This window comes from Mesorhizobium sp. WSM4813 (genome assembly GCF_055811555.1).
Genome location: NZ_JBVVQU010000030.1, coordinates 34,761 through 58,688 on the forward strand (window position 1 = coordinate 34,761; position 23,928 = coordinate 58,688).

General features: G+C 64.1%; 22 protein-coding genes and 1 pseudogene. 16 read left to right on the forward strand and 7 right to left on the reverse strand.

Going from position 1 to position 23,928, the window contains the following annotated elements:
- The first annotated feature begins 65 nt into the window (after positions 1 to 65).
- From AC0L25_RS18570 to AC0L25_RS18585, 4 genes are all read left to right on the forward strand, one after another.
- Positions 66 to 437, forward strand: coding sequence for an endonuclease domain-containing protein (locus tag AC0L25_RS18570; protein ID WP_473596843.1), 372 nt, complete (start codon positions 66 to 68; stop codon positions 435 to 437).
- 173 nt (positions 438 to 610) lie between these two features.
- Positions 611 to 2,632, forward strand: coding sequence for a hydantoinase/oxoprolinase N-terminal domain-containing protein (locus AC0L25_RS18575; protein WP_473596844.1), 2,022 nt, complete (start codon positions 611 to 613; stop codon positions 2,630 to 2,632).
- Between the two features lie 367 nt (positions 2,633 to 2,999).
- The gene (locus tag AC0L25_RS18580; RefSeq protein ID WP_473596845.1) at positions 3,000 to 5,174 is read left to right on the forward strand and encodes a malate synthase G; all 2,175 of its coding nucleotides are present in this window, start codon (positions 3,000 to 3,002) and stop codon (positions 5,172 to 5,174) included.
- 191 nt (positions 5,175 to 5,365) lie between these two features.
- A complete protein-coding gene (locus tag AC0L25_RS18585) occupies positions 5,366 to 5,944 on the forward strand; it encodes a hypothetical protein (protein ID WP_473596846.1) in 579 nt (192 codons plus the stop codon).
- A gap of 315 nt (positions 5,945 to 6,259) precedes the next feature.
- On the opposite strand, the pseudogene AC0L25_RS18590 reads toward AC0L25_RS18585, so the two are convergent.
- Together AC0L25_RS18590 and gshB are read right to left on the reverse strand one after the other, a co-directional pair.
- A pseudogene (locus tag AC0L25_RS18590) lies at positions 6,260 to 7,791 on the reverse strand (YifB family Mg chelatase-like AAA ATPase).
- A 182-nt stretch (positions 7,792 to 7,973) separates the two neighbouring features.
- Positions 7,974 to 8,915, reverse strand: a complete 942-nt coding sequence (gene gshB / locus AC0L25_RS18595) for a glutathione synthase (RefSeq protein ID WP_473596847.1) — start codon at positions 8,913 to 8,915, stop codon at positions 7,974 to 7,976.
- Between the two features lie 399 nt (positions 8,916 to 9,314).
- Here gshB and AC0L25_RS18600 point away from each other — a divergent pair, with 399 nt between their 5' ends.
- The 12 genes from AC0L25_RS18600 (at position 9,315) to AC0L25_RS18655 (ending at position 20,277) form a co-directional block, all read left to right on the forward strand.
- Entirely contained in the window at positions 9,315 to 10,082 is a 768-nt protein-coding gene (locus AC0L25_RS18600; protein ID WP_473596848.1) for an SDR family NAD(P)-dependent oxidoreductase, read from the forward strand.
- The gene (locus AC0L25_RS18605; protein WP_473596849.1) at positions 10,079 to 11,017 is read left to right on the forward strand and encodes a 2-dehydro-3-deoxygalactonokinase; all 939 of its coding nucleotides are present in this window, start codon (positions 10,079 to 10,081) and stop codon (positions 11,015 to 11,017) included. Before AC0L25_RS18600 ends, AC0L25_RS18605 begins: the two co-directional genes overlap by 4 nt.
- Before the next feature lie 28 nt (positions 11,018 to 11,045).
- On the forward strand, positions 11,046 to 11,687 hold the full coding sequence (locus AC0L25_RS18610) for a 2-dehydro-3-deoxy-6-phosphogalactonate aldolase (RefSeq protein WP_473596850.1): 642 nt from the start codon (positions 11,046 to 11,048) through the stop codon (positions 11,685 to 11,687).
- Positions 11,684 to 12,565, forward strand: a complete 882-nt coding sequence (locus tag AC0L25_RS18615; protein WP_473596851.1) for an SMP-30/gluconolactonase/LRE family protein — start codon at positions 11,684 to 11,686, stop codon at positions 12,563 to 12,565. Before AC0L25_RS18610 ends, AC0L25_RS18615 begins: the two co-directional genes overlap by 4 nt.
- A 178-nt stretch (positions 12,566 to 12,743) precedes the next feature.
- Positions 12,744 to 13,814 carry a D-alanine--D-alanine ligase family protein gene (locus AC0L25_RS18620; RefSeq protein WP_473596852.1) on the forward strand — a complete coding sequence of 357 codons (1,071 nt, stop codon included), beginning with the start codon at positions 12,744 to 12,746 and terminating at the stop codon, positions 13,812 to 13,814.
- Positions 13,815 to 13,921: 107 nt separating this feature from the next.
- Positions 13,922 to 14,590, forward strand: a complete 669-nt coding sequence (locus AC0L25_RS18625; protein ID WP_473596853.1) for a helix-turn-helix domain-containing protein — start codon at positions 13,922 to 13,924, stop codon at positions 14,588 to 14,590.
- 30 nt (positions 14,591 to 14,620) lie between these two features.
- Positions 14,621 to 15,691: an extracellular solute-binding protein gene (locus tag AC0L25_RS18630; RefSeq protein WP_473596854.1), complete on the forward strand. Its 1,071-nt coding sequence runs from the start codon at positions 14,621 to 14,623 to the stop codon at positions 15,689 to 15,691.
- A 10-nt stretch (positions 15,692 to 15,701) separates the two neighbouring features.
- A complete protein-coding gene (locus tag AC0L25_RS18635; RefSeq protein WP_473596855.1) occupies positions 15,702 to 16,592 on the forward strand; it encodes an ABC transporter permease in 891 nt (296 codons plus the stop codon).
- A complete protein-coding gene (locus AC0L25_RS18640) occupies positions 16,592 to 17,377 on the forward strand; it encodes an ABC transporter permease (protein WP_473596856.1) in 786 nt (261 codons plus the stop codon). Before AC0L25_RS18635 ends, AC0L25_RS18640 begins: the two co-directional genes overlap by 1 nt.
- 1 nt (position 17,378) lies before the next feature.
- Positions 17,379 to 18,488, forward strand: a complete 1,110-nt coding sequence (locus tag AC0L25_RS18645; RefSeq protein ID WP_473596857.1) for an ABC transporter ATP-binding protein — start codon at positions 17,379 to 17,381, stop codon at positions 18,486 to 18,488.
- A gap of 25 nt (positions 18,489 to 18,513) precedes the next feature.
- Complete coding sequence (locus AC0L25_RS18650) at positions 18,514 to 19,899, forward strand: NAD(P)/FAD-dependent oxidoreductase (RefSeq protein ID WP_473596858.1); 1,386 nt, start codon at positions 18,514 to 18,516, stop codon at positions 19,897 to 19,899.
- Between the two features lie 24 nt (positions 19,900 to 19,923).
- Complete coding sequence (locus AC0L25_RS18655) at positions 19,924 to 20,277, forward strand: cupin domain-containing protein (RefSeq protein WP_473596859.1); 354 nt, start codon at positions 19,924 to 19,926, stop codon at positions 20,275 to 20,277.
- 23 nt (positions 20,278 to 20,300) lie between these two features.
- On the opposite strand, the gene AC0L25_RS18660 is transcribed toward AC0L25_RS18655, so the two are convergent.
- The 5 genes from AC0L25_RS18660 to dnaJ form a co-directional block, all read right to left on the reverse strand.
- Entirely contained in the window at positions 20,301 to 20,588 is a 288-nt protein-coding gene (locus AC0L25_RS18660; protein ID WP_292517460.1) for a DUF1330 domain-containing protein, read from the reverse strand.
- 17 nt (positions 20,589 to 20,605) lie between these two features.
- Positions 20,606 to 21,289 carry an orotidine-5'-phosphate decarboxylase gene (pyrF, locus tag AC0L25_RS18665; protein WP_473596860.1) on the reverse strand — a complete coding sequence of 228 codons (684 nt, stop codon included), beginning with the start codon at positions 21,287 to 21,289 and terminating at the stop codon, positions 20,606 to 20,608.
- A 20-nt stretch (positions 21,290 to 21,309) separates the two neighbouring features.
- On the reverse strand, positions 21,310 to 21,906 hold the full coding sequence (locus AC0L25_RS18670) for an NADPH-dependent FMN reductase (protein ID WP_473596861.1): 597 nt from the start codon (positions 21,904 to 21,906) through the stop codon (positions 21,310 to 21,312).
- Positions 21,907 to 21,997: 91 nt separating this feature from the next.
- The gene (gene pmtA, locus AC0L25_RS18675) at positions 21,998 to 22,603 is read right to left on the reverse strand and encodes a phospholipid N-methyltransferase PmtA (protein ID WP_473596862.1); all 606 of its coding nucleotides are present in this window, start codon (positions 22,601 to 22,603) and stop codon (positions 21,998 to 22,000) included.
- A 142-nt stretch (positions 22,604 to 22,745) separates the two neighbouring features.
- Complete coding sequence (gene dnaJ / locus AC0L25_RS18680; RefSeq protein ID WP_135933963.1) at positions 22,746 to 23,876, reverse strand: molecular chaperone DnaJ; 1,131 nt, start codon at positions 23,874 to 23,876, stop codon at positions 22,746 to 22,748.
- Between the last annotated feature and the right edge of the window lie 52 nt (positions 23,877 to 23,928).

The window sequence follows — 23,928 nt, forward strand, 5'->3', positions numbered from 1 at the left end:
CCAAGTGGGGGAGATGTCCGGCAGGACAGAGGGGGGCGCCGTAGAGCGCTGATTTCACAAGCACAATGCCTCACACGCCATTGCCTCCAAAACTTCGCGCAAACGCCAGATCGATGCGCAAGGTCATGACATCAGCTGAATTGAAGCTCTGGAACGAACTTCGCGCGCACCGGCTGATGGGGCTTGGCTTCCGCCGACAATTTCCGATTGCCGGTTACATTGTCGATTTCGCTTGCCCGGAGAAGAAACTGATCGTCGAGGTCGACGGCTCCCAGCATGCGCAAGGTGATGCGGTCGCCGGCGACGAGGTAAGGACATTGCGGCTGGAACAGGATGGCTGGACCGTCCTGCGCTTCTGGAATGACGACATCATCCGCGACATCGACAATGTCTGCCAGCATATTGTGATTGCGGCTGGGCTTGGAAGCGCGTCCTGAACCACGGCAAGGCCGGCGGGACAGCGCCCCCCTCTGTCCTGCCGGACATCTCCCCCACTTGGGGGGAGATTGGCCGTCACCGCGATCATCGCCTGTTGGCCCAGCGCTCGCTTCTTTATCCGCCGTTCCGTATCGGCTAAGGGGCGGGGACGAAATTCGCCGGGCCCTCCAGAATGACCACCAAACCATCCCCCCTGTTCCTCGGCATCGACACCGGCGGCACCTATACCGACGCCGTGCTGTGGTCGGAGGCCGGCGGTCCGAGCGGAAAAGTGCTGGCCAAAGCCAAGGCGCTGACCACGCGCCACGATCTTGCGGTCGGCATATCGGGCGCGGTCGATGCGGTGCTGCAAAAAGCCGGCACCGATCCGGCAGCGATAAAACTGGTGTCGATGTCGACGACGCTCGCCACCAACGCACTGGTGGAAGGGCAAGGCGGGCGCGTGGCGCTGGTGATGATCGGCTTTTCCGAGGGCGATCTCGCCCGCGATGGGCTGAAGGCGGCGCTCGGGACCGACCCTGTCGTGTTCTGCCCCGGCGGCCACGACGTCCACGGCAATGCCGCAAAGCTCGACCTGTCCGGGCTGGAGGCGGCGCTGCCGGAACTCGGCGCCTCGGTGTCCGGCTTTGCCGTCTGCGCCTATTTCGCCACCCGCAATCCGGCGCATGAACTCGCCGCCCGCGACCTGATCCGCGAAAAGACCGGCCTGCCGGTCACCGCCAGTCACGAGCTTTCGGCCAAGCTCGGCGGGCCGCGCCGGGCGCTGACGACATTGCTCAACGCCCGGCTGATCTCGATGATCGACCGGCTGGTCGCGGCAACAGAAGGGTTTCTTGGCCAGCGCGGCATCGCCGCCCCGCTGATGGTGGTGCGCGGCGACGGCGCCCTTGTTTCGGCGGCGTTCGCCCGCCAGCGGCCGATCGAGACGATTCTCTCGGGCCCGGCCGCCAGCCTGGTCGGCGCCCGCCATATGACCGGCCTCGACAATGCTGTCGTTTCCGACATCGGCGGCACAACCACCGACGTCGCCGTGCTCGACCAGGGCCGTCCCAGGCTGGATCCGGAAGGCGCCACCGTCGGCGGCTTCCGCACCATGGTCGAGGCGGTGGCCATGCGCACCTTTGGGCTCGGCGGCGATTCCGAAGTGGCGCTGGAGGACGGCGCGCTCAACCCAAAGATCCTGCTCGGCCCGCGCCGCCTGGTGCCGCTGGCTCTGGCCGGCATGGTGCATGGCGAGGCGGTGACTGTCGAACTGGAACGCCAGTTGCGGGCGCCTAACCCCGGCCGCATGGATGGCCGCTTCGCCGTCCGCACCGGCCTGCCGGAACGGTTGGCCGCGGGCCTGACCGGCGCCGAAGCCAAGCTTTACGAGCTGATCGGCTCGACCCCACTCGCCCTCGACAGGCTTTTGACCTCGAACGCCCAGAACGCCACCTTGAACCGGCTGGTGTCGCGCGGCCTGGTGCATATCTCGGGTTTTACGCCCTCGGATGCCGCACATGTGTTGGGCAAGCAGGCCAACTGGGATGCCGCCACCGCGAGGCTCGGCGCCGAACTGTTCACCCGCAAGCGCGACGGCCGCGGCCAGTTCATCGCTGCTTCGCCGGAGGCGATTTCGGAGCGGGTGCTGCTGACGCTGACGCGCTGGTCGGCCGAAGTCATCCTCGAAACCGCCTTTGCCGAGGACGGGCTCGACGGCGCGGCAACCGTGGCGCACGCGCTGGTCCAGCGCGCCGTCGATTCCCATCCCGGCATTGCCCGGCTCAGCGTCGCGCTCGACCGTCCGGTCATCGGCCTCGGCGCCTCGGCGCCGCTGCATTATGCTGGGCTGGCTGAGCTGGTCGGCAATGGCTGCGTGGTGCCTGAGGATACCGACGTCGCCAATGCGCTCGGCGCCGTCGTCGGCCAGGTCCGCGTCTCGGCCGAGGCCCGCGTCAGCCAGCCCAGCGAGGGCCTGTTCCGCGTTTCGTCCGGGGAGACAGTGCGCGATTTTCTCGACGAGGCAGCGGCGATCGCCGCGGCGGAAACCGATGTGCGGACAATCGCCGCCGGGCGGGCCAGGGAAGCCGGCACCGACAGCGCCGAGATCGAGGTCGCCACCGAGTTCCGCGTCTCCACCGTCGAAGCCCAGCGCATGTTCATCGAGGCGCATGTCGTGGCGGTGGCGTCGGGAAGGCCAAGGATCGCGGTTTGAGGGAGAGCGCAATCTCCCCCTCGTGGGGAAGATGTCCGGCAGTACAGAGGGGGCTGTCGATCGCGGCTCATTCCAGCTTGGGTTCCTCGCCCCCGCAAAGCGGGGGAGAGGTGGCTCGGCGAAGCCGAGACGAAGAGGGGGACTGCGCCTTACGAATGCCCCTCTCCGTCCGCTTCGCGGCCACCTCTCCCCCGCGTTGCGGGGGCGAGGAACCCGGGCCTGGCATCTCCCCTCGCGGGAGATTGGCAGCTTTGGCCGGCGGCGAAAAATGCCCTACCTTTCACACTAAGCCGAATTGACCCTGCAACCATGGCATGTCAAACGCCCGGGGGGCCGGCAACCCGGCCAAAGCCTTGGAGAGCCTCCGATGACCGATCGCGTCGAAATCGCCGGATTGCGGATTGCCCGCGAGCTTTATGATTTCGTCGTGAACGAGGCGCTGCGGGGCACCGGCATTGCCGCCAATGCCTTTTGGACCGGCTTTTCGGCCATCGTGCATGACCTTTCGCCGAAGAACCGGGCGCTGCTCGCAAAGCGCGACGCGCTGCAGGACAAGATCGACCGCTGGTATCGCGACAATGGCGCGCCAAGCGACATGCACGCCTACAAGGGGTTCCTGAGGGATATCGGCTATCTCGTGCCGGAGGGACCGGCCTTTTCGGTGACGACCGAAAATGTCGACCCGGAGATTTCGGTGGTCGCCGGGCCGCAGCTGGTAGTGCCGGTGATGAACGCGCGTTATGCGCTGAATGCCGCCAATGCGCGCTGGGGTTCGCTCTACGACGCGCTCTACGGCACCGACGCCATTCCCGAGACAGACGGCGCCGAAAGGGGCGCGAAGTTCAATCCCGTGCGCGGCGCCAAGGTCATTGCCTGGGCGAAGGATTTTCTCGACGAGTCGGTGCCGCTGACGACGGGCAAATGGGCGGGGGTGAACGGGCTTTCGGTCGCCAACGGCATGTTGCGGCTGGGCGAGGGCGCCGGCGCTACCACGCTTGCCGACCCCAAACAGTTTGCCGGCTATCGTGGTGATGCCGAGAATCCCGAAGCCGTGCTGCTCACTAGGAATGGCCTGCACATCGAGATCGTCATCGACCGCAGCAACCAGATCGGCAAGACCGATCCGGCCGGCATCGCTGATGTCATCCTGGAATCGGCGCTGACCACCATCCAGGACTGCGAGGATTCGGTCGCGGCGGTCGATGCGCCGGACAAGGTCGTGGTCTACCGCAACTGGCTCGGCCTGATGAAGGGCGATCTTGCCGAGGAGATCACCAAGGGCGGCAAGACGTTTACCCGAAAACTCAATCCCGACCGCGCCTACACCGCGCCTGATGGCGGCGCGCTGACGCTGCCCGGCCGCTCGCTGATGCTGATCCGTAACGTCGGTCACCTCATGACCAATCCGGCGATATCTGACCGCGACGGCAACGAGGTGCCGGAAGGCATCATGGACGCGGCGCTGACGGCGCTGATCGCGCTGCACGATGTCGGCCCGAACGGCCGCCGGCAAAACTCCCGCGCGGGCTCGATGTACGTCGTAAAGCCCAAGATGCACGGGCCTGAAGAAGTCGCCTTCGCTGTCGAGATCTTCGACCGCGTCGAGGCGCTGCTCGGCATGGCGAAAAACACCATCAAGATGGGCATCATGGACGAGGAGCGGCGCACCACCGTCAACCTCAAGGAGGCGATCCGCGCCGCCAAGGACCGCGTCGTCTTCATCAACACCGGCTTCCTCGACCGCACCGGCGACGAGATCCACACCTCGATGGAAGCCGGCCCGATGATCCGCAAGGGCGACATGAAGCAGGCCGTCTGGATTGCCGCCTACGAAGCCTGGAACGTCGACACCGGGCTGGAATGCGGGCTCGCCGGCCGCGCCCAGATCGGCAAGGGCATGTGGGCGATGCCCGATCTGATGGCGGCGATGCTTGCGGAGAAGATCGCCCATCCCAAGGCCGGCGCCAACACCGCCTGGGTGCCGTCGCCGACGGCGGCGACGCTGCACGCCACCCACTACCACAAGGTCGATGTCCATGCCGTCCAGGCGGCGCTGAAGAGCCGGCCGAAGGCCAAGCTCGACGACATCTTGTCGGTGCCGGTAGCGGTGCGGCCGAACTGGTCTCAAGAGGAAATCCAGAAGGAGCTCGACAACAATGCGCAAGGCATTCTCGGCTATGTCGTGCGCTGGATCGACCAGGGCGTCGGCTGCTCGAAAGTGCCTGACATCAACGATGTTGGCCTGATGGAGGACCGCGCCACGCTGCGTATCTCTTCGCAGCATATCGCCAACTGGCTGCATCATGGCGTCTGCACCTCAGACCAGGTGATGGAGACGATGAAGCGCATGGCTGGCGTCGTCGACCGCCAGAACGCCGGCGATCCGCTCTACCGGCCGATGGCGCCCGACTTCGACAAGTCGATCGCCTTCCTCGCCTCCTGCGATCTCGTCTTCAAGGGTCGGGTCCAGCCCAACGGCTACACCGAGCCGGTGCTGCACGCGCGGCGGCTGGAGCTGAAGGCGAAGGAACGGGCTGGATAGCCGCGTTGCAAAGGCGCAGTCTCACAGACGAGGCGCGAAATAGAAAATCGTCCGATGCAGCATGTTTGAGAGCCCGGTCTGAATCGCCCGATAGATATTAGGCATCGCTAAAACGCCATTGTCCCGGTGCATGCGATCTGGTACGATTTTACCACCGACAAACGGCTCTGGGAGGCCGTGCGTCCGACATCATGCACGAGATCAACTCAAAAAACCGGAGAACGGCCATGAAACGGCTTCTCACGGTCGCTGCGCTTTTGGCAGCGGGCAGTTTGTTTGCGATGCAAGGCGCAGCCGCCGATGACGCTGCGCTGATCAAGAGCGCTGAATCCGCCGCGCCCCCCGCTGTAGCAAGCGGCGCCGCGATCCACGCCATGGATGAGAAGGGTGCAATGCGCACGCTGCGCGAGGGCACCAACGGCTTCTGGTGCATGCCGGACAATCCGGCCACGCCTGGCCCCGATCCAATGTGTGGCGATGCCAACTCTATGGAATGGGCGATGGCTTGGATGGGAAAAAAGGAACCGCCCAAGGGCAAGGTCGGCTTCATGTATATGCTGGCCGGCGGCACCGACGGCAGCAACACCGATCCCTATGCGACGAAGCCCGAGGAAGGCAACAATTGGGTGGAGACCGGACCGCACGTGATGATCGTCAACGCAATGGATATGATGCACGGGTATCCGGCGGACCCCAAGCCTGACACGTCCAGGCCATATGTGATGTGGGCGGGCACTCCCTACGCACATCTGATGATCCCGGTTAAGTAGCTGCCGCGGAAATGACCGGCGACAACGATCAGGCTGCGTAGCATCAGACTGTCGAATAGCTTGCCCGAATACCTTGCCGGCGCGGACCGCTTCCGGCCGGATGGCTGACCGATGCCGATCTGCGCGCATTGTGGGTCAACCGGTTCCAGGCCGCTTCGAGCGGCACCGCGCAGCCAATGGCGACACGAGGGCTCTTCCCAACCGGCGGCAACTGCGCGTCGAACTCCTCGAGATGATCCGGCGGCCCGGCAGAACGGCGCACAGCTTGCTGACCGGCTCGGCGGTCAAGCTTTCCGGCGCCCGACTGTTGTCAATCTACGCCGCCTGCGCCATCCGCTCCGAACTCATGCGGTAGGAAATCGCTTCCGCCAGATGGATGCGGCCGACCGTCTCGCTGGCCTCGAGATCGGCCAGCGTTCGCGCCACTTTCAGCACCCGATGATAGGCCCGCGCCGAAAAGCCTAGTTTCTCGCTGGCATCCCTGAGCAGCGACAGGCCTGATGCATCCGGCATCGCGATCTCCTCGATGACCGAGGGCGAGCAATGCGCGTTGGTGGTGGCCGACGTCGCGCCAAGCCGTTCGAAACGCTCGCGCTGGATCGTCCGGGCGCGGGCCACGCGCAGCGCCACCGCGGCACTTTTCTCTGCCCGGTCCGGCCGGATCAGATCGCTGGCCGAGACCGCCGGCACCTCGATCCGGAGATCGATACGGTCGAGCAGCGGGCCGGAAATGCGCGCCTGGTAGTCGGTGCGGCAACGGTCGCCGCGCAGGCAGCGATAGCCCGGCTCGCCGGCCATGCCGCAGCGGCACGGGTTCATCGCCGCGACCAGCTGGATGCGCGCCGGATAGGTGACGCGATGATTGGCGCGGGCGATCATGCAGTCGCCGGTCTCCAGCGGCTGGCGCAGTGCGTCGAGCGCCTGCGGCGAGAATTCGGGAAGTCGTCGAGGAACAGCACGCCGTGATGGGCAAGCGAGGCCTCGCCCGGCCGCACGCGCAGGCCGCCGCCAACCATCGCCGCCATCGAGGCCGAATGATGCGGTGCGCGGAACGGCCGCCGATCGGTCAGCTTGCCTTCGCCGAGCTCGCCGGCTACCGAGGCGATCATCGAGACTTCGAGCAATTCCCTGGGCGCCAGCGGCGGCAGGATCGATGGCAGCCGCTGCGCCAGCATCGATTTTCCCGATCCCGGCGGTCCGACCATCAGCAGATTGTGGCCGCCGGCCGCCGCCACTTCGAGTGCCCGCTTGGCGGTCTCCTGACCCTTGATGTCGGCGAGATCAGGCATGTCGCGCGCCGAGACATGGATGCCGGCTTCCGGCCGCGACAGGACCTGCGTGCCGCGAAAATGATTGGCGATGGCGATCAGGCTGCGCGGTGCCAGGATGTCGAAATCCTTGCCGGCCCACGCCGCTTCCGGGCCGCAGGCGAAAGGACAGATCAGGCCCTTGCCTTCGGCATTGGCGCCGATCGCCGCCGGCAGCGCGCCGGCCACCGCGGCGATGGTGCCGTCGAGCGACAGCTCGCCAAGCACGACATAGCCGGCCAGCATGTCGCCCGGAATGGCGCCCAATGCTGCCATCAGGCCAAGCGCGATCGGCAAATCGTAATGGCTGCCTTCCTTGGGCAGGTCGGCCGGCGCCAGATTGACCGTGACCTTCTTCGACGGCATCGACAGACCGGACGCATGCAGCGCCGCCTGCACCCGCTCCCGGCTTTCGGCCACCGCCTTGTCGCCGAGGCCGACGATGTGCATGTTGACCTTGCCGGGCGCAATCATCACCTGCACGTCGACCGGCACGGCCTCGATGCCCTGGAAAGCGACCGTACGGACCCGCGCAACCATTTTTCTGCCCCCGGATACGGGCTCGCCCGAAGCCCCTGCGATCATGCCGCGAACGGCATCGCCGGAGACAACACAGATTTCGGGCGAAGGCATGAACATTACGGGAACAATTGAACGCTGCGCTCCGATGGGGTTTGCGCCAGCTACCGGCCGGAAAAACGCTGTTCGGCCAAGCATGGGCGCTACTTGCGTTTGTCCTCAACCGCGTCCCAGAACAGGCTGGCGATGTCGGCGCCGCCGAAGCGCTGTACCTCGCGCACGCCGGTCGGCGACGTCACGTTGATCTCGGTCATGTAGTCGCCGATCACGTCAATGCCGACGAGGATAAAACCGCGCTCTTTCAGCGACGGGCCGATGCGGGCGCAGATCTCGCGTTCGCGTTTCGTCAGTTCGGTTTTTTCGGCGCGGCCGCCGACATGCATGTTGGAGCGTGAATCAGTCTCGGCCGGCACCCGATTGATGGCGCCGGCCGGCTCACCGTCGATCAGGATGATGCGTTTGTCGCCGGCGCGCACCTCCTTGAGATAGCGCTGCACGATGTAAGGCTCGCGGAACAATTGCCCGAACATTTCGAGCAGCGAGGCAAGATTGCGGTCGGCCTCGTGCAGGTGGAAGATGCCGGCGCCGCCATTGCCGTAGAGCGGTTTGACGATGATGTCGCCGAACTCCTTGCGGAAGGCGGCAACCTCCAGCGGGTCCTTGGTGATCAGCGTCTCCGGCATCAGGTCGGGAAATTCGGTGACGAAGATCTTTTCCGGGCTGTTGCGCACCCAGGCCGGGTCGTTGACCACCAGCGTCTTGGGATGGATACGCTCGAGGATATGCGTGGTGGTGATGTAATTCATGTCGAACGGCGGATCCTGCCTGAGCAGGATGACGTCCATCTCCGACAGGTCGGTGCGGACTTCTTCGCCGAGCGAATAGTGATTGCCCTTCTCATCGCGGACCTGCATTGCCTCGATGCGGGCAAACACCTTGCCGTCGCGAAGCGACAGCCGGTCGGGCGTGTAGTGGAACAGCTGATGGCCGCGCCGCTGCGCTTCCAGCGACAGCGCGAAAGACGTGTCGCCGGCAATCGAGACGGTGGAGATGTGGTCCATCTGGACGGCGATTTTCAGAGGCATGGCGGATCTCCGGCGGATCGGATGGGCAGCTGTGCTTGCCATTACAACCTCGCCGGTCATCTGCCAATCGCGACATTTTGAGGATTGCCTGCTGCAAGTGGGGCGTCTGTCGGTCAGTTGCAGACAAAGCGAGGGCTGTGCGTGCACTCGATGCTTCGTGGGGTTGGCCGCTGCGAGGATGCGTAGTGGGGCGTGATCGTCTTTTTGTCTGACATAAGCCTCGGGAATCGGTTTTTCTCCCTTGCTCCCCCGATCGGGCTGGCTAGGATGCGCGCCGACTGAGCTTACAGCGCCGCGCGTCCTTTTTGGACGCGCAAAGGACGCTGTAGCACTTTGATTTTGCGCATGGTCCTTTCCGAAAATCGAAACCGATTTTCGGGTCATGCCCAGGGAGAAAAAATGATGCCATCGGCGCGCTTTGCCGACCTTGAGGGCGCTTCGGTGCTGATCACCGGCGGCGGTTCCGGCATCGGTGCGGCGCTGACGGAGGGTTTTGCCCGCCAGGGGGCAAAGGTCGCCTTCATCGACATCGCCGACGGCCCCAGCCTGGCGCTGGCCGATCGCATCGAGAAGGATCTCGGCCGCCGGCCCCTCTATCTCAAGACAGACATACGCGACATCGAGGCGCTGCGGGCATCGGTCGCCAAGGCTGCCGAAGCGCATGGCGACGTCACCGTGCTGGTCAACAATGCAGCACTTGATGATCGCCACGCGGTGGAAGATGTCACGGTGGAATTCTGGGACAACAACCAGGCGGTCAATCTGCGGCCGCATTTCTTCTCCGCACAGGCGGTGGCGCCGGGCATGAAGCGCGCCGGCGGCGGCTCGATCATCAACTTCACGTCGACGTCGTTTCTGATCAATCACCCCGACATGCCGGCCTATACCGCGGCCAAGGCCGGCATCGTCGGCCTGACCAAGGGCCTTGCCGGCAAGCTCGGCGTCGACGGCATTCGCGTCAATGCGATCGCACCCGGCTGGGTGATCACAGAGCGGCAGAAGGAGCTCTGGGTCACCGAACAGGCGCTCGCCGCCCACGTCGCCAAGCAATGCATCAAGCAGGTGATGCAGCCGGATGACATCGTCGGCACGGTGCTGTTCCTGGCGTCGGACGCTTCGCGGATGCTGACCGCCCAGATGCTGATCGTCGATGGGGGCTTCCTGTGAACCCAGGATTCCCGAGCAAAGCGCCTTCTGTTGCCGCCGTCGACTGGGGCACCACCCGTCTCAGGGTCTGGCTGGTCGATGAGGCCGGAAAAATCCTTGCCGAGCGCCGCGGCGATGACGGGCTGATCACCGCGCAAGCCGCCGGGTTTTCGACCATCCTCGAAGGACATCTGGCAGCGATGGGCGCGCCGGAAGCGATGCCCGTCATCATCTGCGGCATGGCCGGCTCGCGCCAGGGCTGGCTGGAGGCGCCCTATGTCACCGTGCCGGCGCCGATCGGCGCTATCCTTGCAGGTGCTGCGCGTATTCCGGGCCAGCGCCGCGATATCCGCATCGTGCCGGGCCTTGCCCAGCGCCAGGCGGACGCGCCCGACGTCATGCGGGGCGAGGAAACGCAGCTTGCCGGCGCTGGTTTACCGGCAAAAGGACGCCATCTCGTCTGCATGCCCGGCACCCACTCCAAATGGGTGCTGGTCGAGGACGGCGCTGTTGCCGGTTTCGGCACCTGGCCCACCGGCGAGCTGTTTTCGGTGCTGGCGGCGCATTCGATCCTGCGCCATTCGCTGGGCGAGCAGCCCCAGCCGGTTGCATCGGGCAATCCGTTTTTCCGGCGCTGGTGCGAGCAGGCGCTGGCCGAGGGCGGCGATGTCACCTCGAGACTGTTCTCGATCCGCGCCGCGGGTCTGCTGCAGGACCTGAACCCCGGCGATGCCGCGGCTTGCCTGTCCGGCCTGCTGATCGGCGGCGAGGTCGCCTCGGCCAGCCGCCGCTATGGGAAAGGCGGGTCGGTCGTGCTGGTCGCCTCCGGCGGGCTCGGCGCGCTCTACGCTGAGGCGCTCGGCCTTGCCGGACTTGCGGTTCGGACTGTCGACGCCGACGAGGCGGTGCGTGCCGGCCTGATCGAAGCGGCGCGCGAAAATGGCATGATTGCCTAGACATGATCGACAACAGCGGAGTTGCCGCATGACCGAGACCGCACCGTTTCCGAAGCTCGAGCGTGGGCTTGTCGCCATCCTGCGCGGCCTCACGCCGGACGAGGCGGTGGCCATTGGCCGCGCGATCTTTGAGGCCGGCATCGAAGCGATCGAAGTGCCGCTCAACTCGCCTGACCCGTTTGCGTCGATCGAAAGGATCGTGGAAGCGCTACCGGCCACGGCACTGGTCGGCGCCGGCACTGTGCTGACTGCAACCGATGTCGATCGCTTGCACAACGCCGGCGGACGGCTGCTCGTCAGCCCTAACATCGATGCCGAGGTCATGGGCCGCGCCATGAATTACGGCATGGTGACGATGCCCGGCGTGTTCACGCCGACCGAGGGCTTCCAGGCGATTCGGCTCGGCGCCTCGGCGCTGAAGTTCTTCCCGGCCAGCGTGCTTGGCGCGGGCGGCATCGCGGCGATGCGCGCCGTTTTGCCTGATAAGACGCTGGTCGGCGCGGTCGGTGGCGTGTCGGAAAAGGACTTTGCCGGCTACAAGGCGGCCGGCGTCAGCGTCTTCGGTCTCGGCTCGAGCCTGTTCAAGCCTGGTATGAGCGTCGACGAGGTGGCAACGCGGGCGCAGGCCGCAGTCGTGGCCTGGGATGCGGCGTTTGGAGCAGTGCGATGAACGAAGCCATCGTTTCTGTTTTTTCCGATCATGTCTGTCAGCTCGGCGAGGGACCGAGCTATGACTCCGCCACCGATACGCTCTACTGGTTCGACATCGTCAACGGCCAGCTTCTGGAAAAGCGCCTTTCCGGTGGTGCGCTCAAGATCCACGAGCTTGGCCAGATGGCCAGCGCCATCGCCATCATCGACGACAAAAGACAGCTGATCGCCACCGAAACCGGCCTGCATGTCCGCGACGTGGCGACCGGCAGGATGACGCTGCACACGGCGATCGAGGCCGACAATCCGGTCACGCGCTCGAACGATTCGCGCGTCCACCCCTGCGGTGCCTTCTGGGTCGGCACGATGGGCAAGGGTGAGGAAAAGGCCGCCGGCTCGATCTATTGGTTCTCTAGGGGGGAACTGCGCCGGCTCTATTCGGACATCACCGTGTCGAACTCGATCTGCTTTTCCGAAGATGGAACGGTCGCCTATTACACCGATACCAGCACCGGTCTGTTGATGCGGGTCGATTGCGATCCGGCGACCGGCCTGCCGTCCGGCGAGCCCAAGATCTTCGTCGATCACCGCAAGGCCAAGGGCTATATCGACGGTTCTGTGCTCGATCGCGACGGTGTCCTGTGGAACGCCTGCTGGGGCGGCGGCGTCGTTGAGGCTTATGGGCCTGACGGCAAGCTCATCCGATCGGTCGCGATGCCGGTGACGCAACCATCCTGTCCGGCCTTTGTCGGCGGGAATGCCGACCGACTGGTGGTCACCTCCGCCTGGTCGGGCAAGGACGAGAAACAACGCCTGTTGGACCCGCAAGCCGGCATGACATTTCTGCTCGACATTCCAGTCAACGGCCGCTTCGAGCCGCGCGTGCTGATCGCCTAGACCATGATCCCGAACCTTTGGTTCGGAAAAGATCATGGTCAAACAAGAAGATCGCACCAGCACTGTCGCGCAGGCGTCCGGCTGACGTCGGTTTTCCGCGAAGGCCTGATACGTCAGCCGTGCGATGGTAGGCAATCGCGCTGCCAGGACCCGTTCATCCCCGGGAATCGTTCATCTCATGTCAAGCCGCAGGCCGAAGCTGATCCTTGTCTACGAGCCGGAAAAGGCCTGCTTCGACCGGCTGGTCGCCAATGGCCACGTGGCGGCGCGCGCCGCCGAAATCGCCTCCTATCTGGCGCAATCGACCGACATCGCCTCTGAGTTCGATGCGCTGGCCGCAGCCTGCCAGAGGCGCGGCCTGGCCTTCGCGCCGGTGACGCTCGACGATGCCGCAAGCGCGCTCGCAGGCGAAGACCCGCAGACGACGCTGGTGTGGACGCTGACCGACGGCATCGCCTATTTCCGCGGCGGTGCGGCGCCGGCTCTGGCAAGTCTGAATGGCCTGAAGGTGATCGGTGCCGATGACGCGCTGTTTGCGCTGTGCCAGGACAAATTCCGCTCCGGCGCCGTGCTCGGCGCGCTCGGCTTGCCGGTGCCGCAAGCCGGGCTGGCTCGCGATGGCCGCTGGCTTGTCGAGCCACCGCAGTCGCCAACCGGCTGGTTCGTCAAGCCGAACCGGCTCGGCGCCAAGATCGGCATCTGGCCGGATTCGCGCAGCAGTGATCTCGGCCACGCGCTGGAGCTTAGCCGGCGCGTGTTCTCCGCCTATCGCGACGACGTCGTCGTGCAGCCCTATGTCGCCGGGCGCAACGCGCGCGCCAGCTTTCTCGGCCTGAAGCCGGACACCGGCGTCGAGGCGCTCGGCATCGCCTTTGTTGATTCGGGCGGTGATTTCCAGACCATGGCGGACAGTCTGGCGCTTTACGGCGACACCGGCGAGGCTGCCAGGGCGGCGGGGACATACACCGAGCCTGTGTTGCTGCCGGTTGCTGCGAGCCAGCCGCGAACCGATTCAACCATCCGCCAAATCGCGCAAAGGCTGATGGCCGGGCTCGGCCTGCGGGATGTGTTTTCCATCGATTTCCGGATCGAAACTGACGACAGCGTCCATCTCATCGAGTTCGAGGTCTGCCCCGGCCTGCCCTGCTTCGATTTCCGCGCCTATTGCCGCACGCAATGGGAGATGGGCCTCGCCGATACGATGGCCGAAACCGCTGCGAGCCGTTTTTTTATCTCGCCAACGGGATAAGCAGCGCCCGCGTACGCGGCTGCTGCCGGGGACCAGGATCGGATCTCGACAAATGGCTTGCGTTCCGGCACTTCACTTAATAGGGTGTTAAGTGAAGGAGGCACGCGGTGAAAGTCGACCCTGCGACATCCCCGGAGATGACAGCGCTGGCAGCGCCGGAAGCAGAAAAGGCGAAGCATGTCGGTGGGCGGATCAAGGCCATTCGCACAGCCCGACGCATTTCGCTTCGCCAGTTGGCCGACATGGTCGGCACGACCGCGAGCTTCATCAGCCAGCTCGAGCGCAATCTGAGCGGCGCCAGCGCCAGCACCCTGATGCGGATCGCGGCTGCGTTGGATCTCGGCATCAACGACTTGTTCGAGCAGACCGAAGGTGGGTTCCACAAGGTGCTCACCAGAGCCGACCGCCCGCTGCTGCCGATCAGCCACGGTTGTCGAAAGACGTTGCTGTCGCGGCGGCCGATCCATGAATTCGAGGTTTATTCGGGCGATTTCGACGTCGGCGGCTCGACCGGCAACGACCCTTACACGCATGGCGGCAAGCACGAGATGTTCGTCGTCCTGAAAGGAACAGTCGAGCTGACGCTGGCAGATGAGCGCTTCGTCATGAACGAGGGCGACAGCATCGAATACGCAACCTCGACGCCGCATCGCACGGTGAACATCGGCAGGATGCCGGCGCAGGTGCTGTGGATCATCGCACCCCCGACCAGCGGCGCGGCGGAACTCAATCAATACACGCCCGGACAAGGCTCGCAGCCGGGCGAACCGAACTGATGCGGGTGCACATAAATGGGAGATAAAACTATGAAGACCAAGATCGGACAGGTGGCCGCACTCGGGCTATTGATGATCACGACCGCAGCGCTTGCACAGAGCAAGCCCGTGGCGGGCGAGGTGGCCGAAGGCTCGCTGAAGGGCAAGACGCTTACTTTCGTCTCGTATGGAGGCATTTATCAGGATGGTCAGATCGCCGCGCTGAAGGAGTTCGTCGACAAGTCCGGAGTGACGCTGCTCAGCGACGGGCCAACCGAGATCTCGAAACTGCAGGCGCAGGTCGAGTCCGGCAATGTGACTTGGGACGTCGTCGATACCGGCGATTTCCCGCCCTACGTCTATTGCGGCAAGCTGTTCCAGAAGCTGGACTTCTCGAAGATCGACACGTCCAACATTCCAGAAGGCCAGATCAGCGAATGCAGTGTGCCGGCCATGAACTATGGCGTGGTGCTGATGTACAACACCGAAAAGTACAAGGATAACCCGCCCAAGAGCTGGAAGGATTTCTTCGACATCGAGAAGTTCCCAGGCTCGCGCGCGCTGGAGGGCAGCGGCGATCTGTCCGGCGGAATGATCGAGCAGGCGCTGCTCGCAGCCGGTGGGTCGGTCGAAAACATGACGGTTGCCGATATCGACAAGGCTATCGAGAAGGTGAAGTCGCTCGGTCCGGACACGATCTTCTGGAAGACCGGCGCCGATTCCCAGCAGCTCGCCGAATCCGGCGAAGCCGACATGATCGCGATGTGGACCGGACGTGCCATGACCGCGGTCAAGAACGGCGCGAAGTACACGCCGGCGTGGCAGGACTGGCTGGTCGTGATGGACCAGATGACCATTCCGATGGGCGTCAAGGACCCCGACGCAGCGCATGCGCTGATCAACGCCTATGTCGGCAAGAGCGCGCAGGAGACGCTTGCAAAAACCACCTCGTATACCCCGATCCACAAGGATGCGAAGCCTGAAGTGGACGAGGTCACCGCGGCGTTCATGACCAACACGCCGGATAAGCTGACGCTTGGCTATCAGCAGAACATCAAGTTCTGGGTGGAGAACTTCGAGGTGGCGAACGAAAAGTGGAACGCGTTGATGGCGGGCAACTAGGTCCGCCACGGTGGCAACGAGAGCAATCGACAGCCGGGACAGCGTTCCGGCTGTCACGGCGGACGACCGGCGGCGCTGGTTTCGTGGACAGGCTTTCTGGCTCGTCGCGCCGGCGCTGCTGCTGCTCGTCATCTGCCTGGGCCTGCCGCTCGCCATCGTCACCATGCGCAGCTTTTCCGAGCCGCAATGGGGATGGCAGAACTATGCCTGGTTCTTCGGCACACCGGTCAATTTGACCGTACTTCAGCGGACCTTCGCGATCTCCGCCTGGGTGACGCTGGTGTGTCTCATTGCCGGCTATCCCTATGCCTATGTGATGACGGCAGTCGGACCCAAGATGCGGCTCATCCTCATCCTGTGCGTGCTGGTGCCGTTCTGGGTGAGCGGCGTGGTGCGCACCCTGGCATGGGTCATCCTGTTGCAGGATTCCGGCGTGATCAACTCCGTCATCCGGGCAGTCGGCCTCAGCCCGGTCAAGCTGATCCGCACGCAGACAGGCGTGGTGATCGGCATGGCGCAGGTGCTGTTGCCGTTCATGATCCTGCCCCTCTATTCGGTGATGAAGACGATCGACCTGCGGCTCATGCAGGCGGCAAGGAGCCTCGGCGCAAGCCCGGCGCGCGCCTTTGCCCAGGTCTACCTGCCGCTCTCGCTTCCGGGCGTCTACGCAGGCGCCATCATCGTGTTCATTCTTGCGCTTGGGTTCTACATCACCCCGGCGCTGCTCGGCGGTCCGCGTTCGACCATGCTCTCGACCCTGATCCAGAACCAGGTGCTCAGCCTGCTCAACTGGGGTCGCGGCGGCGCGATGGGCGTGGTGCTGTTGATCGCGACCTTCGTCCTGCTCGCGCTTGCAGCACCGCTGTCGCGCCAACCGTACAAGACGGGCTCGAGACGCTGATGAAACAGCCCGGTCGAATCCTGCTCGGTCTGTACTGCCTGCTGGTCGCGGTCTGGCTGGTCGCACCGACAATCGTCGTCGTGCCGATGTCCTTCAACGACAAGAAGTCGCTGGCCTTTCCGCCTTCCGGCTTTTCCTGGCAGTGGTACCAGAACTTTTTCACCAGCCCCGAATGGTCTGCGAGCCTGATCGGTTCGCTCAAGGTCGCCGTCGTCACGGCGGTGTTCGCCACCGTCATCGGCACGCTGGCGGCATTCGGCCTCGATCGCATGAAAAGCCGCGTCAGCGGCGTGCTGCGGGCGCTGCTGATCACGCCAATGGTCGTGCCGGGGGTGGTGCTCGCCGTCGGAATCTACGCAGTCTATCTCGATACGCAGTTGGTCGGCACCATGACCGGCTTCGTGCTGGCCCACACCATGCTCGCCGTTCCTTTTGTCATCATCGCCGTCTCCGCCAGCCTGGAAGTCTTCGACAAACGGCTGGAGACTGCCGCGGCCAGCCTCGGCGCGACCCGGCTGACAGCGTTCAGGACGGTGACGTTGCCGCTGATCGCGCCAGGGATCTTGTCGGGCCTGCTGTTTGCGTTTGTAACCTCATTCGATGAGATCATCGTCGCGCTGTTCATCACCAGCCCGTATCTGAAGACACTGCCGGTCCAGATATTCTCCAGCATTACCCGGGATGCCGACCCCACCGTAGCGGCGGTGGGCACGCTGCTGTTCATCACGACGTCGCTGGTGATCGGGGCGGGGCTGCTGATCGGTTCGAGACAGGGAAAACGTTGACATGGCCTCACCATCGACCCGGGGCGCAGCCATCGATCTCAAATCCGTCAGCAAACACTATGGCAGCTTCATCGCTCTCGATAAGGTCTCGCTGCACATCGAGCCGGGGGAATTCATGACGCTGCTCGGGCCCAGCGGTTCGGGCAAGACCACCACGCTCAACATCATCGCCGGCTTCACCGAGGTCAGTTCGGGTTCGCTTGATGTCGGCGGCAAGAGCGTCATCGGCGTACCGGCGCACAAACGCAATATCGGCGTGGTGTTTCAGCACTACGCGCTGTTTCCGCACATGACGGTGAGCAGGAACGTCGCATATCCGCTGACCTTGCGCGGCATCGCCAATCCCGATCGCGAGGCCCGGGTGCGCAAGGCGCTGGACATGGTGAAGATGGCGGATTTCGGCCACCGCTTCCCCAGCGAGCTCTCCGGCGGGCAGCAGCAGCGCGTCGCGCTGGCGCGCGCCATTGTATTCGACCCACCGCTGCTCCTGATGGACGAGCCGCTCGGCGCGCTCGACAAGAAGCTGCGTGAATGGCTGCAGCTCGAGATCAAACGGATCCACCGCGAATTGGGCACCACCTTCGTTTACGTCACGCACGACCAGGAGGAAGCCCTGGTCCTCTCGGACCGCATCGCCGTGTTCAACCAGGGGCGCATCGAGCAGATCGGCACCGGTCGCCAGCTCTACGACGAGCCCGAGACCTTGTTCGTCGGAAAATTCGTCGGCGACTCGACGATACTGCGTGGCGCAGCCTCCACCTCCGGGAACGAGACCGCCATCGACGTAGCCGGACGGAAAGTGGCTGCCGCAAAACGCCTTGCCGACGGTGCCAAACCCGTGATGCTGCTGCGGCCGGAGAAGCTGAGCCTCGCCAGGCGGGGGAAGGGCGGACAGGATCGAAACACCCTGCCCGGGCGCATTGGCGAGGCCATCTACCTCGGATCGGGTTCCAAATACGAGGTCGTGCTGGCCGACACCTCCAAGGCGATCGTGCGCTCGACGCTGGACGCCGAGACCTTCGCAATCGGCGACGAGGTCGACCTCATATTCGCGGGCAGCGACGTGAAGCTGTTGGCGGACGACGAAAATGCCGATTTCACGCTGACCTGAATCCTATCTGGGAAAAATCGCGACAATGGACGTGAAGAAGAACGGCGACGTTTCATTCTGGTATGCCGACATCGGCGGCGTGCCCGACTATCGGCCGCCACTGCAGGGCGATATCGTGGCCGACGTCTGTATCGTCGGGGCCGGCTACACCGGCCTTTGGACCGCCTATTATCTGAAGCAGGCAGCGCCCCACCTCAACATTGTCATCGTCGAGAAGGAGTTCGCCGGCTTCGGTGCTTCGGGACGCAATGGCGGCTGGCTGTCCGGTGGGTTCTCATGGTCGCGGGAAAAATATGAGAAGGCAACCTCGCGCGCTGGAGTCATCGCCATGCAGGCGGCAATGACGGGTACGGTGAACGAGGTCATATCGGTTGCGGAAACCGAAGGCATCGACGCCGACATTCGCCGTACCGACGAACTGTTGGTCGCAACCAACGAGGCGCAGGAGCAGCGTGCCAAGGCGATGTATGCCCATGCCAGATCCTGGGAGCTGACCGACGAACGCGTCGGGTATATCGATGCAGCGGAGATGCGCCGGCGCATAGCGGTGCACAACGCACGCGGCGCCTTCGTCATCAAGAAAGTTGCGCGGGTTCAGCCCGCAAAGCTGGTGCAGGGGCTCGCCAGGGCAGTGGAGCGCCTCGGCGTCCCGATCTACGAACAGACCACCGTGCTGTCGATCGAGAAGGGCAAGGTCGTAACCAACCGAGGCGTGGTGCGCGCCGAAAAGATCGTGCGGGCGACCGAGGGTTTTACCGCGGGAATTGCCGGCCACGAAAGACTTTGGCTGGCGCTCAACAGCGCCATCGTGGTGACCGAGCCGTTGTCCGAAAAGCTATGGAGCGAAATCGGCTGGGATGGCTACGAGGTTCTCGGCGACGCCGCGCACACATACTGCTATGCGCAGCGCACCCGGGAAGGACGCATTGCCATGGGCGGGCGCGGGGTACCCTATCGGTTCGGCTCGAAGACCGACCTTCGAGGCGTCACCCAGCAGGCGACGATCGACAAGCTGCACAAGATCCTGACGACGCTTCTGCCGCAGACCAAGGGGCTCAGTCTCGATCATGCGTGGTGTGGAACGTTGGGCGTGCCGCGCGACTGGTGCACGACGGTGGGCTTTGACAAGCAGACCGGAATAGGCTGGGCAGGCGGCTATGTCGGCCTCGGTGTGTCCACCTCGAACCTCTCGGGACGCACTCTTAGGGATCTTCTGCTGGACAACGACACCGAGCTGACGCGGCTTCCCTGGGTCAATCGGACCGTGCGCAAATGGGAGCCAGAGCCGCTGCGCTGGCTCGGCGTCCATTCCATGTATCAGCTCTATCGAATTGCCGACGAGCGGGAAGCAAAGGGGCTGCCGCGCACATCGCGGCTGGCGGCCTTGGCCGATCGCATCACCGGGCACTGAACCGCACACCTCGAGGATTTAGGAATGATCGACTTCAAAACCTTCGCCCACCTTGTGCGTATAGACCTGGGTGAGCCCCAGCCGAAACCGACCTCGGTGGAGGGCGATCAGATGGAAGCAGCCAACACGCTCTGGACTTCGGATGATGGCAAGATCGAGGTCGGTGTATGGGAATGTTCGCAGGGCCGGTTCACCGCGCGCCGAGACACGAATTCCGAGATTTGCCACATCGTCTCCGGCCGCGTGACGCTGCACGGTCCTGGTGGCGCAGCCAAAGATGTCGGACCCGGCGAATTGCTTGTCCTGCCGCTTGGCTGGGAGGGCGAATGGACCATCCACGAGAAAACGCGCAAGCTTTACATCCTGCATTCGGTCTGACCAACGCAGCGGTTGGCGCTGAACTAAAGCCCTTCGACCAGCACGATCTCCCCGTCGGCTACTTTCTGGCGGATCGCGACCGCCCGCTGATACTCCGGCGAGTGATAGCAGTCATGCGCCGCAGCCAACGACGGAAACTCGATGATGACGTTGCGGTCACGACCGGGCCCCTCGGCTTTTTCATGTGCGCCGCCGCGTGCCAGGAATTTTACATCGAAACGGTCGAAGGCAAGCTTGGCGGCGGCGACATAGTCCTTGTAGCCTTCCGCATCGCGCACATCGACGCGGGCAATCCAATATCCCTTGGGCATGCTTTTTCTCCGAATTGTTAGGCCGAGCGCATTTCATCGAGGATGGCTTCCGCGGCGGCTCGCCTGTCGGCGGCGCCGACGATCGGCCGGCCGACGACGAGATGGCTGGAGCCGTTGCGGATCGCTTGCGCCGGCGTGACAACGCGTTTCTGGTCGCCATGGTCGCTGCCCTTGGGCCGTATTCCCGGCGTGACGACGGCCATGTTGGGCCCGACGATCCGGCGCACCGCTTCCGCTTCCTCGGCCGAGCAGACGATGCCGCCCATGCCGGCATGCAGCGCCTGTTCGGAGCGCCTCAGCACCAGTGTATGCGGATCATGCTCATAGCCGGCGTCGATCACGTCCTGCTCGTCCATCGAGGTCAGCACGGTGACGCCAAGCAGGCAGAGATCGCTGCCCCTGGCGGCCTCGACCGCTGCCTTCATCGTCTTCGGATAGGCGTGCAGCGTCAGCATGGTCATGCCCATCCTGGCAATAGCCTCGACCCCCTTGGCCACCGTGTTGTCGATATCGAGCAGCTTCATGTCGAGGAAGATCCTAGTGCCGCTGCTGGCGAGCTCGCGGGCGAAATCGAGGCCGCCGGCGAAGGCGAGCTGATAACCGATCTTGTAGAAGGAGACGATCCCGTCGAGCTCGCTCACCGCCTTCTCGGCGTCCTTCAGCGTCGGCACGTCGAGGCCGACGATCAGCCTGTCTTGCATGGTTTCGGCGCGCTCCTGAATCACGCCTCGATGCGCGTCGACAGCATGCGCGAGGTTTCGATCAGCGTGCGGCATAGGTGCTCCATCGATCTGTGCAGTCTCTCGTCCCTGAAATTTCCGTCCTCGTCGAAGGCGATACCGCCCTCCGGCACCGAGCATTCCGGCGTCACCACCTCCATCTTGCAGCGCACCAGCACGGCGCGCAGATGGTTGATGCAGCGTACCCCGGCGAAGTGCCCTTTGGAAGACGAACAAAGGCCGGCGGGCTTGCCGGCGAACGGCCTGAACGACCGCCCGCCATCCGTGCGCACCCGGCTCACCCAGTCGATGGTGTTCTTGAGCAGCGGCGGGATCGAGCCGTTATATTCGGGCGTCGCGATCAGCAGCCCGTCATGGGCGGCGATCTGCCGGGCAAGCTTGATGGCGTTTTCGGGAACGCCCTTCTCCTTCTCTAGGTCCTCGTCGAGGATCGGTAGCGGATAGTCGGCAAGCGAGATGCGGGTCACCTCGGTGCCCTGCAGGGCGAGTTCCTTCTGCGCCACATCGGCGGTCCTGCCGCTGTAGGCGCCAGCGCGAATCGAGCCCGCGAAGACGAGAATTTTCGGGATCACTGCCATTGGCCACCCTTGTTCCCGGACAGGTACAGCCAAGGATCGCTCAAATCAACGCACCGGCCCAAAGATCGAAAAGCGATCTTTGGGGGCACAGCTAATGCGCCCCGCGCCGGTAGATCCACAGCTGCGTTGGCGGGATGTTGCGGATGACGAAATGGAAATGCTCGACCGTGTAATCGCCGCGGCCGGGCGGGATCGGCGACAGCGGGCCGTAGGTCAGCTGCACGACCGGGCGGCCTGTCGGGATGCGGTCGAGAAGGCTTTCGACATAGGCAACGCGCTGGGCGACCGGGAAATTGAGCAATGGCACGCCGGAGATGACCGAATCGAAGATCAGGCCGCTCTTGTCGCCGAGCGTCGCATCGAGATTGAAGGCGTCGCCCTCGATGACGTTGACGCCGGGACAGAGCTGGCGCAGATGGCGCACGAAATCGGCGGAGTATTCGACCGCATAGAGATTTTCAGGCTTTACGCCCTGGGCGAGGATGGCTCGGGTGATGACGCCGGTGCCGGGCCCGACTTCGAGCACCGGCAGGCCCGAGTTCGGATTGACGACGGAGGCCATCTTGCGGGCCGTGGTGGAACTGGTCGGCACGATCGAACCGACCGCCTTCGGCTTGTCGATCCAGCCCTTGAAAAACTTCAGTTCGTCGTCGAACTTTTCCGCCAGCGCCTTTCGCAGTCCGGGACCATGTGCCATGCAAGTTCTCCTGAACGCTCCCCCGAGAGGCTACTTAGCAGCTACGGGGTTCAAGGCAAGGCGGACGCCGGTATAAGATGTTGATGACGCTAGGGAAGCCTCGCCTTGATTGCACTCTACACCGGATTGGCGAGAATAGGCATCAGCGCTCGCCGAAGGTTTCGAAAAAGTCCTTCATGCGCGCGAAAAAGCCGCTCGACTGCGGCGAATTATCCTTCGAGGAAAGCTGTTCGAACTCCTCCAGCAACTCGCGTTGGCGGCGGGAAAGGTTCTGCGGCGTCTCGACTGCGGTCTGGATATAGAGGTCGCCGACATTGTGCTGGCGCAGCACCGGCATGCCCTTGCCCTTGAGGCGGAACTGGCGGCCGTTCTGGGTACCTTCCGGCACCTTCACTTTCGTCTGGGTGCCGTCCAGCGTCGCCACCTCGAAGGAGCCGCCAAGCGCTGCCGTCGTCATCGAGATCGGCACCTTGCAGTAGAGATCGGCGCCGTCGCGCTGGAAGAATTCGTGCGGCTTGACCGCGAGGAAAATATAGAGGTCGCCCGACGGGCCGCCGCGCAGGCCAGCCTCGCCCTCATTGGCAAGGCGGATGCGGGTGCCGTCCTCGATACCGGCCGGGATGTTGACCGACAGCGAGCGCTCCTCGGTGACGCGGCCCTGGCCGGCGCATTTCGGGCACGGCTCTTTGATGGTCTGGCCACGCCCCTGGCATTGCGGACAGGTGCGCTCGATCGAGAAGAATCCTTGCGTGGCGCGCACCTTGCCATGGCCATTGCACATCGAGCAGGTGACGGGCTGGGTGCCGGGCTTGGCGCCGCTGCCGGAGCATTCCGTGCAGGAGATCGACGCCGGCACGTGAATCTGCGCTGTCTTGCCGGTAAACGCCTCCTCCAGCGTGATTTCCATATTGTAGCGCAGGTCGGCGCCGCGCTCGCGCCCGCCTGACGATCGGCGCTGGCGCCCGCCCATCATGTCGCCGAAAATATCCTCGAAGATGTCGGCGAAGCCGCCGGCGCCGAAGCCTTGTGCGCCGCCATTCATGCCGCCCTGTTCGAAGGCAGCGTGGCCGAAACGATCATAGGCCGCGCGTTTCTGCGGGTCCTTCAGCGTCTCGTAGGCTTCGTTGATTTCCTTGAACTTGTGCTCGCAGGAATGGTCGCCGGGATTGCGATCGGGATGGAACTGCATAGCGAGCTTGCGGAAAGCGCTCTTGAGCTCCTTCTCGTCGGCCCCCTTTTGCACGCCCAGCGTTTCGTAGAAATCAGCTTTCATCTTTTCCCGCAGTCCGGATATTCAACGTCTTGAAGCATTTCGCGTCGTTCGC